The following is a 17,414-nucleotide window of genomic DNA, read 5'->3' as shown; positions in this document are numbered from 1 at the left end:
AATGCATCGAGAAAGCCGGCGCGGCCGCGCCGTGGACGGCAGACCAGCTTGGGAAAAGGCCGCGTAAACTAGCGATGCGGCTTCAACAAGGCAAATCGGGTTACCACCCTGCGCGTCGCGCCTTCCGGCGCTCTGCGAAGGGCTTCCGATGCCCGGTGGTCATGCTTTCTTCGGCGCGTAGGTGTGCTCCTCGGCCGGGAAGCTGCGGGCGCGCACCTCGCTGGCATAGGCCTCCACCGCCTCGCCGATCGCGGGGCCGATATTGGCGAACTTCTTGACGAAGCGCGGCACCCGGTCGGACAGGCCGAGCATGTCCTCGAGCACCAGGATCTGCCCGTCGCAGGCGGACGAGCCGCCGATGCCGATGGTCGGCGCCGCCACTTCCTGCGTGATCTGCCGGGCCAGCGGCTCGGAGATCGCCTCCAGCACGATGGCGAAGGCCCCGGCCTCGGAGATCGCGCAGGCGTCATCGAGGATGATCGCGGCGCTCTCGTCGTCGCGCCCGAGCGCGCGGAACGAGCCGAGCGTGTTGATCGACTGCGGCGTCAGGCCGACATGGCCCATCACCGGCACGCCGCGATCGGCCAGGAAGCGCACCGTCTCGGCCATGCGCCGGCCGCCCTCGAGCTTGATCGCGCCGGCGCCGGTCTCCTTCAGCACCCGCGTGGCGGTGGCGAAGGCCTGCTGCGGCGAGCCCTCATAGGAGCCGAACGGCAGGTCGACCACCACCAGCGCGCGCTTCGAGCCGCGCATCACCGCCTGCCCCTGAAGGATCATCATCTCGACCGTGACGGGGATCGTGGTCTCCAGCCCGTGCATGACGTTGCCCAGCGAATCGCCGACCAGCATGAAGTCCACATGCGGGTCAATGAGGCGCGCCGTATGAGCGTGGTAGGCGGTGAGCGAGACGATCGGCTCGCCGCCCTTCCTCGCGCGGATATCCGGAGCGGTGAGCCGGCGGACAGCGGACTGGACGGACATGGCGGACGTTTTCCTCTTATTCTTCTTGGGCTTGCTCAGCCCATGACAGGCACCCCGACGATGTGGGGGTGGAACCAGAATGCGAGGGCCGCATAAAGCACGACACCGCCGACGACCGCAATGATGTCCCCGGTCCAGCCGGCGGGGGCGACCGGCAGCGGGTCGCCGCGCCGCTTGGCGCTGATCCGCATCATCACCGCCCAGGCGAGGATCACCACCGCGAGCGTCACCGTCGCCGCGTCGCCATTGGCCAGAAGATGCGCCAGCGCCCAGGTCTTCACCGCGACGAGGAAGGGGAATTTCAGCATCGCCTTGAGGCGGCTCGGCACGAACTGCGCCACCGCGGCGATCGAGGCCAGCAGCATCAGCAGCAGCGCGACGTGCCGCAGCCCGACCGGCGGCGTGTAGAGCTGCGCCGGCCCGGCCGCGCGCCACTCGCCATAGCCGTAGGCGATCATCAGGACGCCGACCAGGGCAAGGATGCCGTGGATCGCCTGATACGGCACCTTGCCGAGCTGGCCGATCGCCGCCGCGCGCAGCGACCGCCGGGCGGAGAACAGGTGGATGGCAACGAACAGCACGAGGCCGGCCAGCATCAGGATCATGACATCGCTCCCAGATGGATTCGGCGCGACGCTAGATCGTTTCCAATCAGCACGCCATGCGCCTCTCGGCCACGCGCCGGGCGCCTTTGGGCCTCTCCAGGCCGGAGGTAGGCCCGGAAGGAAGGGAAACAGCGCGGCGACATAAACCATAGGCTGCATAGGGGCTCCCTCTTCGCCTCCACGTGTGCGACATTTCGCGAAACGGAGGGTAAAGGGGTATGAGGCGCCTGTTCGCCGCGCTGGCTCTGTTCGTCTTGACCGCGCTTCCGGTTTCCGCGCTCGCGCAGGCCGTGGTCGCCCGTATCGACCTGTCGTCGCAACGCATGGAGGTGTGGGTCGACGGCTGGCGCGAATATGTGTGGTCCGTCTCCACCGCGCGCCGGGGCTATCGCACGCCGGTCGGCACCTTCCGTCCCCAGCGCATGTACCGGCGCTACTTCTCGCGCAAATACTACAATTCGCCGATGCCATACTCGATCTTCTTCCATGGCGGCTACGCCATCCACGGAACGAACGATCTGCGGCGCCTCGGCCGGCCGGCCTCGCACGGGTGCATCCGGCTGCGTCCTGGAAATGCCGCGACCCTGTACGCACTCGTCAACAGCTATGGCCGCAACAACACGTCTATTGTAATCACCCGGTAGTTCGGGCTGTCGCCTGCGTCTGCGTTCCTATCGTACTCCAACCCGCGACCTCGCAGCGTAGATGCGCGGAGCCCTCGAGATGCTGCTCGACTACGTCACGCTTCTGGCCGCCGTCGGCATCTCCGCCGCCTGCCTTTCTATCATGGTGTTCCTCGCCTGGCTGATGGCGCCGCGCGACGCGTTCCTGCTCACCGTCTCGCTGGGCGGGGCGATGTGCGGGCTCGGCCTGCTGCTCTACGGGTTCTACGTCGCCAATCTCCAGCCGATCGTCGCGACGTCCGCCTTTTCGATCATCTACTGCGGACTCGCCATGCTGGTTGGCGCCGGCCACCAGTTCCGCACCGACCGGCTGCCGCGCTGGATGGTGGCCAGGCACGCGATCGCCGCCAACGTCATTGGCCTGCCGATGCTCGCGGCCGGCTATACCGGGCTCGGCTTCGTCCCAGTCAACCTGATGGTCACCTTCCTGCTGCTCGCGGTGATCGTGCAGTACTGGAAGGCCCGGCGGCAAGCACCGGTGATCATCACCAGCCTGTGCATACTCTACGGGCTGATCGCGGCGAGCTTCCTGCTCTGCGCGCTGGCCATCCTGCGGGACGGGCGCACCGTGCTGCCCGGCGCACCGGGCAACTGGGCGGAGGACCTGTCGCTGCTCGTGCTGATCGCGGTCGTGCCGGGCATCGGCGCGCTGACGCTGGCGCTCACCCAGGCGCGGCAGGTGCGCCGCCACCGCCAGGACGCGATGACCGATTCACTCACCGGGCTGCTCAACCGCCGCGCCCTGTTCGACATGTTCGGCCTGCGTCCGCTGCCGCGCGAAACCGCCGTCATCGTGTTCGATATCGACCGCTTCAAGGCCATCAACGACCGGCACGGTCATGCCGTGGGCGACCGCGTCATCACCCTGTTCGCGGCGGCGCTGGAGATGCATCTCACCGATGGCGGAGCGGCGGCGCGCCTCGGCGGCGAGGAGTTCGCCCTCGTGGTGCCCGCGACCACGGCCGAGGGCTCGCTGCACACCGCCGAAGCCGTGCGCGAGAGCTTTCAGCTTCTGGTGAACCAGCTCGGCCTCGACGGGATGGGCGGCACGGCGAGCGCGGGCATCGCCTTCGGCATGACCCATGGCGCCGCGTTCGAGACCGTGCTCAGCGCGGCCGACAAGGCGCTCTACGCGGCGAAGAACGCCGGCCGCGACTGCGTGATGTCCGCCGAGCCACAGATCGCCAGCCAGACCCGCTCCAAGCTCGGCTGACCCGAGGCGGCGGGAACCGAGGGCGGCGGCTAGGCCGCCTTCTTCACGTCCTTCACGTCGGTGAACACGATGCCCGGCCAGCGGTCGCCGGTGTAGCCGATCATGAACGCCGACGGGCTGAGGAAGACCAGGTCGCCGTCGAGATCGTCGGCGGTCGACAGACGGTTGGCGGCGGCGAACTCCTCGAGCTTCTTCCCGTCCTCGCAGGAGACCCAGCGCGCGAGCTGGAACTCGGAGGTGTCGAAGCCGACATCGAGCCCGTATTCGGCATCGAGGCGGTTCTTCAGCACGTCGAGCTGCAGCGGGCCGACCACGCCGACCAGCGCCGGCGAGCCGTCGGTCGGGCGGAACACCTGGACCACGCCCTCCTCCGCCATCTCCTGCAGCGCCTGCTTCAGCTTCTTCGCCTTCATGGCGTCGGAGAGCTTCACGCGGCGCAGGATTTCCGGCGCGAAGCTCGGCACGCCGACGAAGTTGATCTCCTCGCCCTCTGTGAGCGTGTCGCCGATGCGCAGGTTTCCGTGGTTGGGGATGCCCACCACGTCGCCGGCATAGGCCTCCTCGGCGAGCTGGCGGTCCTGCGCGAAGAAGAACTGCGGCGTCGCGAGGCTCATCGGCTTGCCGGTGCGCACCAGCTTCGCCTTCATGCCGCGGGTCAGCTTGCCCGAGCACAGGCGCGCGAACGCCATGCGGTCGCGGTGGTTCGGGTCCATGTTCGCCTGGATCTTGAAGACGAAGGCGGTCATCCGGCCCTCCTCCGCCTCCACCCGGCGCTTGTCGGCGTCCTGCGCGCGCGGCGGCGGGGCGAAGCGGCCGAGGCCTTCCAGCAGGTCGCCGACGCCGAAATTGCGCAGCGCCGAACCGAAATAGACCGGCGTGAGATGGCCCTCGAGGAAGGAATCGAGGTCGAACGGGTTGCAGCCCTCGCGCACCAGCGTGAGCTCGTCATCGAGCGCGCCGGCGTCGAGCGTGACGTTCAGCGCGGCGATCTCGGCCGCCGACATCTTGCGCAGCGGACCGGTCTTGCCCTCGTCGCCGTCGAGCAGGCGCACGCCGCCGGTCGCGACGTCCACCGTGCCGACGAAGTCGCGCCCGCGCCCCACCGGCCAGGTCATCGGCGTGGTGTCGAGCGCCAGCGTCTTCTCGATCTCGTCGAGGATCTCGAACGGGTCGCGGCTCTCGCGGTCCATCTTGTTGATGAAGGTGATGATCGGGATGTCGCGCAGCCGGCACACTTCCAGCAGCTTGCGGGTGCGGGACTCGATGCCCTTGGCGGCGTCGATCACCATTACCGCCGCGTCGACCGCGGTCAGCGTGCGGTAGGTGTCCTCCGAGAAGTCCTCATGGCCCGGCGTATCCAGCAGGTTGAAGACGTGCCCCTCGAACTCGAAGGTCATCACCGAGGTGGCGACCGAGATGCCGCGCTCGCGCTCGATCGCCATCCAGTCCGAGCGGGTGGAGCGGCGGTCGCGCTTGGCGCGCACATGGCCGGCGAGCTGGATCGCGCCGCCGAACAGCAGCAGCTTCTCGGTCAGCGTCGTCTTGCCCGCGTCCGGGTGCGAGATGATCGCGAAGGTGCGCCGGCGCGCGACTTCGAGCGCGATGGGCGAAGCGGCCGAATTGGAGGCGGCGGAAGTCGAGATGGCGTTCATGGCGCGGGATGTGGCAGGGAAGGCGCGCCGGATCAAGGGGTGGCGCGGTCGGCGTGGCCATGCAATCGCGTAGGATGGCGTGCCCGGCAGCACGATCGGTCGCCGGGCGGAACGGTCAATGCGGAGGAAAAGCGTATGTATGGTCTGATCGGCCGCATGGTCGCCGTCGCCGGCCGGCGCGAGGAACTGCTCGACATCCTGCTCGGCCAGATCTCCGACATGCCGGGCTGCCGGAGCTACGTCATCGCCCGCGATCCCGCGCATGGGGACGGCATCTGGATCAGCGAGGTCTGGGACAGCGCGGAAAGTCACAAGGCCTCGCTCGCGCTCCCCGCCGTGCAGGCGACCATCGCGAAGGCGCGCCCGCTGATCGCCGGCTTCGATAACCGGCATGAGACCGAGCCGCTGGGCGGCGTCGGCCTCTAGGGCCGGCTCAGCCGAACTGCTTCTCGTAGATCTCCGGCTTGAAGCCGACCAGCACGGCGCCATTCGCCTCCAGCACCGGCCGCTTGATCAGCGAGGGCTGCGCCTGCATCAGCGCGAACGCCTTCGCCCGATCGATATCCGCCTTCTCCGCATCGGAGAGCTTGCGGAAGGTGGTGCCGGCCCGGTTGAGCAGCACCTCCCAGCCGACCTTGCCGGCCCATGCGTTCAGATGGGCGGGGTCGATGCCTTCGGCCTTGTAGTCGTGGAAGCCGTAGACGACGCCGTGCGCGTCGAGCCAGGCCCGCGCCTTCTTCATCGTGTCGCAGTTCCTGATGCCGTAGATGGTGACTGCCACGCCCGTTTCCCTCAGCCCTGCCCGACGATCCGCGCCACGGCGCGCTTCGTCATAACGCCCGCGAGATGGGCGCGATAGGCACCGGAGCCGTGGATGTCGGCGATCATCGCATCGCCGTCGAGCGCGAGGCCCTCCAGTGCGCGCGGGGTGAAATCGCCGGCGAGCGCCGCCTCGGCCTCGCTCCATCGGAACACACCCTCCTGCCCGGCGCCGGTGATGGCGACACGGACCGCACCCTCCCCGCGCCAGACGAAGGCGCCGGCCATGGCGTAGCGCGAAGCCGGGTTGGGGAACTTCTCATAGGCCGCCGCACCGCCGACCGGGAAGGCGACGGACAGGATGATCTCGTCCGGCTCGAGCGCGGTCTCGAACAGGCCGAGGAAGAAGTCACCCGCCGCGATCCGGCGCCGGTCGGTCACGATGGTGGCGGCGAGGCCGAGGCAGGCGGCCGGATAGTCGGCCGAGGGGTCGTTATTGGCGACCGAGCCGCCGATGGTGCCGCGATTGCGCACCGCCGGGTCGCCGATCAGCTCGGCGAGCTCCGCCAGCGCCGGCAGCGCCTCGCGCACCAGAGGCGAAGCGGCGACGTCCGCATGGCGCGTCATCGCGCCGATCACGAGCGCGTCGCCCCCGCGCGACACGCCGGCAAGGCCCGGCACGCCGGCGAGGTCGACGAGGTCGCTCGGCCCGGCGAGGCGCTGCTTCAGCGTGGCGATGAGGGTCTGGCCGCCGGCGAGGAGCTTGGCCTCCTCATTGGCGGCGACGAGGCCGCGCGCGGCGTCGAGGTCGGCGGGACGGTGATAGGTGAAGGGAAACATCGGTGCTCCGCCTCGTGCTCACTCGGCCGCGGCGGGCAGGGCCGCCATCGCCTGCGCGCCCGCCATGATGGCGAGCACGATGTTGTGGTAGCCGGTGCAGCGGCAGATATTGCCCTCGAGCTCGGCCCGCACGGTCGCCTCGTCGAGATCGGCGCCGTGGCGGCGCACGATATCGATCCCGGCCATGATCATGCCCGGCGTACAGAAGCCGCACTGCAGGCCGTGATGCTCGCGGAAGGCCTCCTGCATCGGGTGCAGATGCTCGCTGCCGCCGACGCCCTCGACCGTCGTGACCTCGGCCCCGTCGGCCTGCACGGCGAGCACCGAGCACGCCTTCACCGCCAGCCCGTCAAGATGGACGGTGCAGGCGCCGCACTGGCTGGTGTCGCAGCCCACATGGGTGCCGGTGAGGCGCAGATCGTCGCGCAGCAGCTGCACCAGCAGCGTGCGCACGTCGATGGTCGCCGTGACCGGCGCGCCGTTTACGTTGAGTGTGATGGTCTGCATCGGCTTGCTCCCGGTCGCCCAATGCCTCGTTCTACTATTGCGCGGCGGCTTCGTCCGCCTCGGGCGCGGCCTGCGGGGCCACCACCCGGCCGAAGGCGCCGAAGAACTCGCCGGCCAGCTTCTTGGCGGTGCTGTCGATCAGCCGCGCGCCGAGCTGGGCGATCTTGCCGCCCACCTTGACCTGCGCCTCGTAGTTGAGGATCGTCGCCGCCTCCTCCTCGACCAGCCAGACCTTCGCCCCGCCCCTGGCGAAGCCGGCCACGCCGCCCTGCCCCTCGCCGGTGATGACGCAGCCGCTGGGCGGCTCCAGCTCCGACAGCGTCACCGCGCCGGCGAAGGTCGCCTTCATCGGGCCGATCTTGAGCACCACCTTGGCGGTGAACTCGGTCGGCGAGGCCTGGGTGAGTTCCTGGCAGCCGGGAATGCACTGGCGCAGCACCTCGGGATCGTTCAGCGCGCGCCAGACCTCGTCGCGCGGCGCCTCGATGCGCTGTGAGCCGGTCAGATCCATGATTCCACCCGATCCTTTCTGATCATTCGCCGGCATCTTCCGCCGGCGCAGCCGATGCCGAGCCCTGCTCCCGCCCACCTGCTCTTACGCAGCGGAAATTGTGGGCCCTTCCCCACATACCGCCCGAGCCGGGGCGGCGCGGGATGCAGCAACGCGCGTGCCAAGCATGACACCACCTGACTTTGCGGCGTCTTCGACCCCCGCGGACGTAGGGAAAGCCGAATGAATGCTTGTATGTCAGGCGTCTCGTGCATAAAATTCACTCAGCCCTAAGTCTCAATCAGTATTGAGCAAAAAGGGGGCATTGGTATGGTCACATAGCACACCATACCTGCCGCAAGTAAACGACGTTCGGCGAGGTTACGGCGGGCGCACCTTCCAAGAAGCCCCTCAACCTACGGGGGTAACGGTCACAACTGTTCCAGAACAGGGGAAACTGACATGTCCAGACAGGGTTTCTTCCGCTCGGCGCGGCTCGCCTTGATGGCGGGCGGCCTCGCGACGGGAATTTTTGCCTCGGTCCCCGCCGGGGCCCAGGACGCCGACACCATCAAGATCGGCGCACCGCTCGCGCTCACGGGCGGCCTGGCCGACGAGGGTAAGAAGCAGGACATCGTGTGGAAGATGTGGGTCGAGAAGGTCAACGACGCCGGCGGCCTTGAGGTCGGCGACAAGAAGATGAAGGTTGAACTGATCGAGTACGACTACCAGTCGGAAGGTCAGCGCGCCGCCCAGCTCGCCGAGAAGCTGATCACCGACGACAAGGTGCAGTTCCTGTTCGCTCCGTTCGGCTCGGGCCACACCAAGATCGTGGCGGGCGTTGGCGAGCGCTACCAGGTCCCGACCATCGCCTGTGTCGCCTCCTCCGAATCCGTCTTCGACCAGAGCTTCTCGCACCTGTTCGGCACGCTCTCGCCCAATGGCGGCATGACCACCGCCATGGTGAAGTTCTTCAAGCAGAAGTTCCCGGACACCAAGACCATCGCCGTGCTCGGGCGCGACGACGTGTTCCCCAAGTCGATGGCCGAGGGCATCGCCAAGGCGGCCGAGGATGGCGGGCTGAAGGTCGTCTACAAGGAGCTATACCCGGTCGGCACCATGGACCACGCCGCCGCGCTCTCCTCGATCAAGGCCGCCAAGCCGGACTGGATCTACGTCACCGGCTACACGCAGGACCTCATCCTCGCGCGCAAGCAGATGCAGGATCTCGGCGTGTCCGCGCCGATCGTCACCATGGTCACGGGCCCGTCCTACAAGGAGTTCACCGAGGGCCTCGGCCCGCTCGCCAACGGCGTGACCTCGTCGAGCTGGTGGCACTACGCCACGAGCTACAAGGGCCAGGGCGTGTGGCCGACCACCGCCGACTTCTACAGCGACTTCAAGGCCAAGACCGGCGGCGACCCGGACTATGTGCACGGCTCCTGCGCCGCCGCCGGCGAGGTGATCGCCGACGCGCTGAAGCGGGCCGGCACGCTCGACAAGGCGAAGGTGCGCGACGCGATCGCCGCCACCGACATCCAGACCTTCTACGGCCCGATCAAGTTCGGCCCGAACGGCATGAACCTCGTGCGCGAGCTGCCGATCATCCAGGTCCAGGACGAGGCCATCAAGGTGCTCGCCCCGGCGGACATCAAGAACGCCGACATGATCGCGATGCCCAAGTGAGCATCTACTCCGCTTCGTGAAACGGCGCCGGGTGCCGCATGCGGCATCCGGCCCGCCTTGTTCAGGGAGAGGCCCGTCCGCCCTCCCCCCGCAGCCGGCCGTCATGCGCCGGGACCGGCGACGCCCGGACCCGGCGAGCCCTGAAGCCGAAACGCAAGTGACCCGATGGCCATCTACCTGCAAACCATCGCCAACGGCCTGATGCTGGGCGCGCTCTATGCGTGCCTGGCGGTCGGCTTCTCGCTGGTCTGGGGCGTGTTGAACGTGATCAACATGCTGCACGGCTCGTTCATCATCCTCGGCGGCTACCTCACCTATTTCGCCTGGCACTATTACGGCATCCATCCCATCGTGATGCTGCCCGTGGTCGCCCTGCTCATGTTCGCCCTCGGCTTCGTCCTGCAGCGCGGCGCGATCAACCGCGTCGTCAGCGCGCCGGTGCTGACCACGCTGACGCTGACCTTCGGGCTGGACATGATCCTCTACAACCTCATGACCTACTGGTTCACCGCCACGCCGCGGCGCATCACGCTCGACCTCGGCGCGGTGAACCTCGGCCCGGTGGTGCTGCCGGTGGACCGGCTGCTCGGCACCGGGCTCGCGCTGCTGCTGACCTTCCTGCTCTACGCGGTGATGCGCGGCTCCAACATCGGGCGCGCCATCGTCGCGGTGCGCATGGACCGCACCGCCGCCGAGCTGATGGGCATCCGCACCGACCGCATCTACGCCATCACCTTCGGCATCGGCACGCTGATGGCGGGCGCCGCCGGCGTGGTGTTCGCGCTGGTGTTCCCGATCACCACCAACGTCTCCGGCACCTGGCTCGGCAAGGCTTTCGTGGTCTGCGTCGTCGGCGGGCTGGGCTCGGTGCCCGGCGCGCTGGTGGGCGGGCTGGTGCTCGGCCTTGTGGAGAGCTTCGCGGGGTTCTGGTTCGGGCCGCAGAACGCCATCACCGCCGGCTTCGTGCTGATGCTGGTGCTGCTGCTGACCCGCCCCACCGGGCTCATGGGCGTGAAGGGCTACGAATGAAACCGCTCGCGCAATACGCCGCCATCCTGGTCGGCCTCGTCCTGCTCGGCACCACACCGCTCTATGCCGACAACTACATCCTGCGCACCGCGGCGACGGTGGCGATGTACGGGGCGCTCGCCACCTCCTGGAACTTCATCGGCGGCTTCACCGGCTATCCGTCCTTCTCCACCGCCGCCTTCTTCGGCCTCGGGGCCTATGTCGGCACGATCTGCCAGCGCAACGGCATCCCGATGGGCGTCGCCTGGGCGATCGCCACCGTCAGCGTCGCCGCCTTCGCCGTGCTGCTGGGCGGTATCATCCTGCGCCTGCGCGGGCATTACTTCGCCATCGGTTCGATCGCCATCGTCGAATTGTGCCGGCTCATCGTCTCCTCCTGGTCCGACCTCACCGGCGGCGGCGACGGGCTCAACGTGCCGCTGATCCATGCGAGCCCGGACGCTGTGACGCGCCTGTTCCTGTTCGTAATGCTGGGCATCCTCGCCGCGAGCCTCGTCGTGACCATCATCGTCGACCGCTCGCGGCTCGGCTTCGGCCTGCGCTGCATCCACCAAAACGAGGATGCCGCCGCCATGGTCGGCATCAACACCACCGCCTACAAGATCGCCGCCTACACGCTCTCCGCCGTGTTCTGCGCCACGGTCGGAGCCGCCTATGCCTCCTGGACCGGCTATATCGACCCGACCGACTCGTTCCAGATCGTGATGACGGTGAAGGTCGCGGTGATGGCGATCCTGGGCGGGGCCGGCACGGTGGTCGGCCCGGCGCTCGGCGCAGCCGCCTTCGTGCTGCTCGAGGAGGTGTTCTGGGCCAACTTCATCGACTGGAACCGCGCCATCCTCGGCGTCGTCATCGTGCTGCTGATCTTCTTCCTGCCCGGCGGCCTGCTGAGCCTGCGCGCGCGCCTGCGCCGCGCGTCGGGAGGCGCCACATGAGCCGCGAGCCGATCCTGCGCCTCGAAGGCGTCTCCAAGACCTTCGGCGGCCTCAAGGCGCTGACCGACGTCTCCTTCGCGCTCGACGAGGGCGAGGTGGTCGGTCTCATCGGGCCGAACGGGGCCGGCAAGACCACGCTGGTGAATGTCGTCACCGGCAATCTGCGCCGCTCCTCGGGGCGCGTCCTGTTCGAGAGCGAGGACGTCGGCACCCAGAAGCCCTATGAGGCGGCGCGGCGCGGGCTGGCGCGCACCTTCCAGATCGTCCAGCCCTTCCCGGCCATGACGGTGCTGGAGAACGTCACCGCCGGCGCGCTGTTCGGCGGCGGTGCGGAGTCGCTGGCCGACGCGCGTGACAAGGCGCGCGAGAGCCTGGAATTCGTCGGCCTCGCCGGCTTCGCCGACCGGCCGGCGGCCAATCTCGCCCTCGCCGCCCGCAAGCGGCTGGAGCTCGCCAAGAGCCTCGCCATGAACCCCAAGGTGCTGATGCTCGACGAGGTGAATGCCGGGCTCAACTCCTCGGAGATCGACGGCGCGCTGAACCTGATCCGCCAGATCGCCGATCGCGGCGTCACGGTGCTCATCATCGAGCACCTGATGAAGGTGGTGCTCTCGCTCTCGAAGCGCCTGCTCGTGCTCCATCACGGCCAGCTCATCGCCGACGGGCCGAGCGCCGAGATCGTCGCCGACGAGCGCGTCATCGAGGCCTATCTCGGGCAGAAATTCGCGGCACGGCTCAAGGAGATGCACCATGGCTGACCCGATGCTGTCGCTCGAGGGCGTCACCGCCGGCTATGGCCAGATCCAGGTGCTGTGGGGCATGGACCTGGTGGTGCATCCGGGCGAGGTGGTCGCGCTCGTCGGCTCCAACGGCGCGGGCAAGAGCACGCTGCTGCGCACCATCTCCGGCCTGCTGCGCCCGAATGCGGGCACCATCCGCTTCGAGGGCGCCGAGATCGGCGGCGCCAAGCCGGACGCGGTGCTGAAGGCCGGCATCGCCCATGTGCCGGAAGGCCGGCGCCTGTTCCGCGGCCTCACCGTGCGCGACAATCTCATGCTCGGCGCCTATCTGCGCGCGGACCGGGAGGCGATCGCCCGCGACCTCGAAACGGTGTTCGACCTGTTTCCCATCCTGCGCGAGCGCCAGCGGCAGGACGCGACCACGCTCTCCGGCGGCGAGCAGCAGATGTGCGCGGTCGGCCGCGGGATCATGTCGCGCCCGCGCCTGCTGATGATCGATGAGCTCTCGCTCGGCCTGTCGCCGCGCATGGTGGAGCATCTGGGCGAGGCGCTGGCGGCGCTGAACAAGGCCGGGCAGACCATACTGCTGGTGGAGCAGGACGTGATGACCGCCTTCGACCTCTCGCACCGGGCCTATATCATCGAGAACGGGCGGGTCGCGCGCGGCGGCGCCTCGGCCGAGCTCGCCCGGGACCCCACGGTCAGCGAAGCCTACCTGTCGATTTAAGACCTCTTTTATGAATAAGAATTTGCACAAGTGGTTCTATCATTAGTATCATAGAAAATCGCTGACACGTCCCGCACCGCCCGCTGCCCGGAAAGCTGCCTGCATGAATCCGTTCGACCTGCCCACCCACATCGCCGACGAAGGCGTCCACGCGCGCACCGTCGCGCATCTGCGCGAGCGCGGCATCGTGCTGCCGACCTTCGCCCAGCTCGCCGCGCCGCAGACCATTCCGGCCGGCACGCGGGCGATGGCCGATGCGGCCGACAAGGACGCCCCGGACCCGCGCAACCTGTTCGGCGTGCACTGGTTCAACAACGCGATGACGGTGAGCGGGCAGACGGTTCCTTCCTTCATCGAGCTGCCGAGCTCGGTCACGGGCGTTCCCGCGCGCATCGTGGTGATGCAGGGCCGCCACTTCCCGATGATCCATGCCCACAAGGTGCTGGCGGCCTATGCCTGCCTCGCCCCGCGCCTCGTGACCGGCATGTTCGACCCGACCCGCCACCGCGCGGTGTGGCCCTCCACCGGCAATTACTGCCGCGGCGGCGTCGCCATCTCGCGCATCCTCGGCTGCCGGGGCGTGGCGGTGCTGCCGGGCGGCATGAGCGCCGAGCGCTTCAACTGGCTGGAGAAGTGGGTCACCGACCCGGCGGACATCGTGCGCACGCCCGGCACCGAGTCCAACGTGAAGGAGATCTACGACGCCTGCGCCGAGATGGCGAAGGACGAGGCCAACTTCATCCTCAACCAGTTCTCCGAGTTCCCGAACTACCTCGCCCACTACGCCATGACCGGCGCGGCGGCCGGCACGCTGTTCGAGGCGCTCGCTGAGACCGCCCCGGGGCTGCGGCTCGCCGCCTTCGTCGCCGGCACAGGCTCGGCCGGCACGCTCGGCGCGGGCGACCGGCTGAAGGAGGCCTATGGCACGCGCATCGTCGCCATGGAGCCGGTGGAATGCCCCACGCTGCTCTATAACGGCTTCGGCGAGCACAACATCCAGGGCATCGGCGACAAGCACGTCCCGCTGATCCACAACGTCACCAACACCGACATCGTCGCCGGCGTGTCGGACGCGGCGACGGACGACCTCGCGCTGCTGTTCGGCTCCGAGGCCGGGCGCAGCTACCTCGCCGGCCGGCGCGGCATCGACGCCGCCACCATCGAGGGCCTCGCCCAGCTCGGCCTGTCCGGCATCGGCAACGTGCTGGCCGCGATCAAGACCGCGCGCCGGCTCGACCTCGACGAGAACGACGTCATCATGACCGTCGCCACCGACGGCGCGGCGCTCTACGAGAGCGAGCGGGCCGAGCATCTCGGCCGCAAGGGCAATGTCTACGACCAGGTCGATGCCGGCGAGGCGTTCGGCCAGCACCTGCTCGGCGCGGGCGCGGACCACGTGCTGGAGCTCGACCACCGCGACCGCCAGCGCGTGTTCAACCTCGGCTACTACACCTGGGTCGAGCAGCAGGGCGTCTCGGTCGAGGACTTCGACCGCCGCCGCCGCCAGGAGTTCTGGCGCGGGCTGCGCGACAGCCTGCCGATCTTCGACGAACTGATCGTCCGCATGAACCGCGATGTCGGCATCGCGCAGGCGGCGTGAGGAGACGCGCGTGACCCCCTTGGCCTATTCGGACCTCCGCCAGCGTACCCGCGAACGCGACCGCAGCCTGCGCGAGAAGGTGATGTCGCTCGAGGAGGCGGCGAAGCTGGTGAGCGACGGCGACCATCTCGCCGTCGGCGGCTGCACCGCCTCGCGCACCCCGTTCGCGATGATCTGGGCGCTGGTGCGGGCGAGCAAGCGCGACCTCACCGTGTCGCGCTCCATCATGTCGACCGAGGGCGACATCTTCTACGCGTCTGGGCTCTCCACCCACCTCATCACGAGCTGGTTCAGCCAGGGCATCGTGTGGGGCGTGTCGAAGGTGATGCGCGCCTACACCGAGAGCAAACGCGCGCGCTTCGAGGAATGGAGCCACATGGCGATGGGCCTGCGTTACCGCGCGGGCGCGATGGGCGTGCCTTTCCTGCCGATGCGCTCCATGCTCGGCTCGGACGTGCTCGGCATGGTGAGCGGCGACGGCGAAGGGCCGGCCGACGCCTCCTTCGCCGCGGCGAAGACCATGGAATGCCCCTTCACCGGCGAGACGCTGCTGGCGGTGCCCGCGCTCAACCCGGACGTCGCCATCATCCACGTCCAGCGCTGCGACGCCTATGGCAACGCCCAGCTCGACGGGCTGACCTTCATGGACATCGACATCGCGATGGCCGCCAACCGGGTGATCCTCACCACCGAGCGCGTGGTCTCCAACGAGCAGATCCGCCGGCACCCGGACCAGACCAAGATCGGCTTCTTCACCGTCGACGCGGTGGTCGAGGTGCCGTTCGGCTGCGCGCCGCACGAGTGCTACGGGCTCTACGAGCCGTTCTACAGCCACATGGACATGTATGCCGAGATGACCGCCCGCGACCCGGAGGCGGGCGCGCGCGCCTATCTCGAGCGTTTCTATCACGAGCCGAAGGACTGGGCCGACTACCTCAGCCGCATCGGCATGGCCGAGCTGCTGGACGCCCAGCGCCGCGGGAGTGGCATCTATGACGATTGAAGCGACACGCATGAGCCTCGCCGGCACCCTCGCCCCGCAGGACTACACGGCGTCGGAGCTGCTGGGCGTGATGAGCGCGCGCCTGCTGAAGGACGGCCAGACCGTGTTCGCCGGCGTCGGCATTCCCCTGCTCGCCGCCATCCTGGCGCAGAAGACCCACGCGCCGGGCCTGACCATCCTGTTCGAGGGCGGGGTGATCGGCCCGTTCGTGGAGCCCGGCAAGCTGCCGCCCTCCACCAATGAGCAGCGCTGCACCCGGCGCGCCAACATGCTGGTGTCGATCACCGAGGTGCTGCTGATGCTGCAGCGCGGCTATGTCGATGTCGGCTTCATGGGCGGGGCGCAGATCGACCGCTACGGCAACCTCAACTCCTCCTTCATCGGCGACGCGCGCAACCCGAAGATCCGCCTGCCGGGCACCGGCGGGGGCAACGACATCGCCAGCCTCGCCGACATGATCGTCGCCATGAAGCACGAGAAGCGCCGCTTCGTGGAGAAGGTCGACTTCATCACCAGCCCGGGCTTCATCAATGGCGGGCAGACCCGCGCCGCGGCCGGCCTGCCGGCGGGCGGCATGTTCCGCGTGGTGACCGATCTCGGCATCCTCGGCTTCGATGCCGAGACCCGGCAGATGATGGTGGTCGCGCTCCACCCCGGCGTCACGGCGGCGGACATCAAGGCGAATACCGGCTTCGAGCTGCCGGTGCCGGCGGACGTGACGACCACCGAACCCCCGACCCCGGAGGAGCTCGCCATCCTGCGCGAGCTCGACCCCGAGCAGCTCTACACGGCCTGAACGGCCATCCTTAACGTGCAGCGGAGACGATCATGAGTGCCCCGGCCTACGGCGTGGCGATGCGCAACTTCACCCGTTTTCCCGAAATGCCGGACGCGGGAGCGCTGATCGACTACGGCGTGCGGATGGAAGATCTCGGCTTCGAGTCGCTCTGGGTCTGGGACCACATCCTGCTCGGCACCGACCCGAACTTCCCCATCATCGACTCGCTGTCGCTGCTCACCGCGGTCGCCGCCCGCACCAAGACCATCAAGATCGGCACCGGCGTACTGGTGCTGCCGCTTCGCAACCCGGTGACGCTCGCCAAGCAGCTCTCCTCGATCGACCTGATCTCGAACGGGCGCCTCATGCTCGGCGCGGCGGTCGGCTGGTACAAGCGCGAGTTCGACGCGGTCGGCATTCCCTATGAGCGCCGCGGCAAGATCATGGACCGCAACCTCGACATCCTGAAGAAGCTCTGGACCGAGGACAGCGTCACCGGCGAGTGGGACGAGCTGAACCTGCGCAATGCGGTGATGTTCCCCAAGCCGGTGCAGAAGCCGCACCCGCCGATCCTGATCGGCGGCTATGTCGACGTGGTGCTGAAGCGCGTCGCCAAGCGCGGCGACGGCTGGCTCACCTATTTCTACACGCCGGAAGGCTACAACGAGGCCTGGGCCAAGATCTCCGCCTATGCCGAGGAGGAGGGCCGCGACCCGGCCTCGCTCTACAGCCTCAACCAGCTCCCGATCTATGTCGGCCCGCGCGATGTCGGCGTGCCGAAGATGAACGAGTGGCTGAACGCGGAGTGGGACCTGTCCAAGGGCTCGCTCTCGACCTTCGACAGCGCCATCGTCGGCACCCCGGCCGAGTGCGCCGAGCAGATCGCCAGGCACATCGAGACCGGCGTGAAGAAGATCGTCTTCGTGCCGTGGCGCTACGAGAAGGAGCAGGTCGACCTGCTCGCCCACGAGGTGCTGCCGCTGCTGCGCAAGTGAGCGGCGCGACCACCGCGAAACATCAGGACGCCGGCCGGAAGGCCGGCGTTTTCCGTTCCTGGAACGGCTCCCGCGACGCGCCGGGCGCGCGGGCGGAAACCCTGCGGCATCCCGCTGCCGTTTACCGTGCGGACGGATGTTGCGCCCCGGAGGGCCTTTACGGCTCGACTCCCGCGCCTCTGCCGTTACCG

At 68.4% G+C, this 17,414-nt stretch carries 19 protein-coding genes; 12 read left to right on the top strand and 7 right to left on the bottom strand.

Features of this window, described 5'->3' with window-relative positions:
* Window positions 1-159: 159 nt before the first annotated feature.
* Both panB and NVS83_RS04880 read right to left on the bottom strand, forming a co-directional pair.
* The gene (gene panB / locus NVS83_RS04885) at window positions 160-981 is read right to left on the bottom strand and encodes a 3-methyl-2-oxobutanoate hydroxymethyltransferase (RefSeq protein ID WP_258738312.1); all 822 of its coding nucleotides are present in this window, start codon (window positions 979-981) and stop codon (window positions 160-162) included.
* Between the two features lie 35 nt (window positions 982-1,016).
* Window positions 1,017-1,586, bottom strand: a complete 570-nt coding sequence (locus NVS83_RS04880) for an NnrU family protein (RefSeq protein ID WP_258738311.1) — start codon at window positions 1,584-1,586, stop codon at window positions 1,017-1,019.
* A gap of 218 nt (window positions 1,587-1,804) precedes the next feature.
* On the opposite strand from NVS83_RS04880, the gene NVS83_RS04875 reads away from it, so the two are divergent.
* Both NVS83_RS04875 and NVS83_RS04870 read left to right on the top strand, forming a co-directional pair.
* Window positions 1,805-2,230, top strand: coding sequence for a L,D-transpeptidase (locus NVS83_RS04875; RefSeq protein WP_258738310.1), 426 nt, complete (start codon window positions 1,805-1,807; stop codon window positions 2,228-2,230).
* A gap of 61 nt (window positions 2,231-2,291) precedes the next feature.
* Entirely contained in the window at window positions 2,292-3,482 is a 1,191-nt protein-coding gene (locus tag NVS83_RS04870) for a GGDEF domain-containing protein (protein WP_258738309.1), read from the top strand.
* Between the two features lie 29 nt (window positions 3,483-3,511).
* Here the strand turns inward: NVS83_RS04870 and NVS83_RS04865 are convergent, their stop codons facing one another.
* Entirely contained in the window at window positions 3,512-5,134 is a 1,623-nt protein-coding gene (locus NVS83_RS04865; protein WP_258738308.1) for a peptide chain release factor 3, read from the bottom strand.
* 135 nt (window positions 5,135-5,269) lie between these two features.
* Here NVS83_RS04865 and NVS83_RS04860 point away from each other — a divergent pair, with 135 nt between their 5' ends.
* The gene (locus tag NVS83_RS04860; RefSeq protein ID WP_258738307.1) at window positions 5,270-5,560 is read left to right on the top strand and encodes a putative quinol monooxygenase; all 291 of its coding nucleotides are present in this window, start codon (window positions 5,270-5,272) and stop codon (window positions 5,558-5,560) included.
* Between the two features lie 7 nt (window positions 5,561-5,567).
* Here NVS83_RS04860 and NVS83_RS04855 read toward each other — a convergent pair whose 3' ends face one another.
* Genes NVS83_RS04855 through NVS83_RS04840 form a run of 4 tightly spaced genes read right to left on the bottom strand, consistent with a single transcriptional unit; the run spans window position 5,568 to window position 7,751 of the window.
* A complete protein-coding gene (locus NVS83_RS04855; RefSeq protein ID WP_258738306.1) occupies window positions 5,568-5,915 on the bottom strand; it encodes an ArsC family reductase in 348 nt (115 codons plus the stop codon).
* Between the two features lie 11 nt (window positions 5,916-5,926).
* Complete coding sequence (locus NVS83_RS04850) at window positions 5,927-6,733, bottom strand: FAD binding domain-containing protein (protein WP_258738305.1); 807 nt, start codon at window positions 6,731-6,733, stop codon at window positions 5,927-5,929.
* Window positions 6,734-6,751: 18 nt separating this feature from the next.
* A complete protein-coding gene (locus tag NVS83_RS04845) occupies window positions 6,752-7,240 on the bottom strand; it encodes a (2Fe-2S)-binding protein (protein WP_258738304.1) in 489 nt (162 codons plus the stop codon).
* Window positions 7,241-7,274: 34 nt separating this feature from the next.
* The gene (locus NVS83_RS04840; RefSeq protein ID WP_258738303.1) at window positions 7,275-7,751 is read right to left on the bottom strand and encodes an SRPBCC family protein; all 477 of its coding nucleotides are present in this window, start codon (window positions 7,749-7,751) and stop codon (window positions 7,275-7,277) included.
* 441 nt (window positions 7,752-8,192) lie between these two features.
* On the opposite strand from NVS83_RS04840, the gene NVS83_RS04835 reads away from it, so the two are divergent.
* From NVS83_RS04835 to NVS83_RS04795, 9 genes are all read left to right on the top strand, one after another.
* Window positions 8,193-9,416, top strand: coding sequence for an amino acid ABC transporter substrate-binding protein (locus NVS83_RS04835; protein WP_258738302.1), 1,224 nt, complete (start codon window positions 8,193-8,195; stop codon window positions 9,414-9,416).
* A gap of 165 nt (window positions 9,417-9,581) precedes the next feature.
* A complete protein-coding gene (locus NVS83_RS04830) occupies window positions 9,582-10,445 on the top strand; it encodes a branched-chain amino acid ABC transporter permease (protein ID WP_258738301.1) in 864 nt (287 codons plus the stop codon).
* Entirely contained in the window at window positions 10,442-11,380 is a 939-nt protein-coding gene (locus tag NVS83_RS04825) for a branched-chain amino acid ABC transporter permease (RefSeq protein ID WP_258738300.1), read from the top strand. Before NVS83_RS04830 ends, NVS83_RS04825 begins: the two co-directional genes overlap by 4 nt.
* The gene (locus NVS83_RS04820) at window positions 11,377-12,138 is read left to right on the top strand and encodes an ABC transporter ATP-binding protein (RefSeq protein WP_258738299.1); all 762 of its coding nucleotides are present in this window, start codon (window positions 11,377-11,379) and stop codon (window positions 12,136-12,138) included. The genes NVS83_RS04825 and NVS83_RS04820 overlap by 4 nt, the downstream gene beginning before the upstream one ends.
* The gene (locus NVS83_RS04815; protein ID WP_258738298.1) at window positions 12,131-12,847 is read left to right on the top strand and encodes an ABC transporter ATP-binding protein; all 717 of its coding nucleotides are present in this window, start codon (window positions 12,131-12,133) and stop codon (window positions 12,845-12,847) included. The genes NVS83_RS04820 and NVS83_RS04815 overlap by 8 nt, the downstream gene beginning before the upstream one ends.
* Window positions 12,848-12,950: 103 nt before the next feature.
* On the top strand, window positions 12,951-14,447 hold the full coding sequence (locus NVS83_RS04810; RefSeq protein ID WP_258738297.1) for a pyridoxal-phosphate dependent enzyme: 1,497 nt from the start codon (window positions 12,951-12,953) through the stop codon (window positions 14,445-14,447).
* An 82-nt stretch (window positions 14,448-14,529) separates the two neighbouring features.
* On the top strand, window positions 14,530-15,450 hold the full coding sequence (locus NVS83_RS04805) for a CoA transferase subunit A (RefSeq protein ID WP_374114518.1): 921 nt from the start codon (window positions 14,530-14,532) through the stop codon (window positions 15,448-15,450).
* Window positions 15,440-16,246: a CoA-transferase subunit beta gene (locus NVS83_RS04800; protein ID WP_258738296.1), complete on the top strand. Its 807-nt coding sequence runs from the start codon at window positions 15,440-15,442 to the stop codon at window positions 16,244-16,246. The genes NVS83_RS04805 and NVS83_RS04800 overlap by 11 nt, the downstream gene beginning before the upstream one ends.
* Before the next feature lie 32 nt (window positions 16,247-16,278).
* On the top strand, window positions 16,279-17,223 hold the full coding sequence (locus NVS83_RS04795; RefSeq protein ID WP_258730619.1) for an LLM class flavin-dependent oxidoreductase: 945 nt from the start codon (window positions 16,279-16,281) through the stop codon (window positions 17,221-17,223).
* The last annotated feature ends 191 nt before the right edge of the window (window positions 17,224-17,414 follow it).

Origin of the sequence: Ancylobacter mangrovi, from assembly GCF_024752335.1 — a bacterium.
Classification (GTDB): domain Bacteria; phylum Pseudomonadota; class Alphaproteobacteria; order Rhizobiales; family Xanthobacteraceae; genus Ancylobacter; species Ancylobacter mangrovi.
This window is presented reverse-complemented; position numbering and strand designations above follow the sequence as displayed.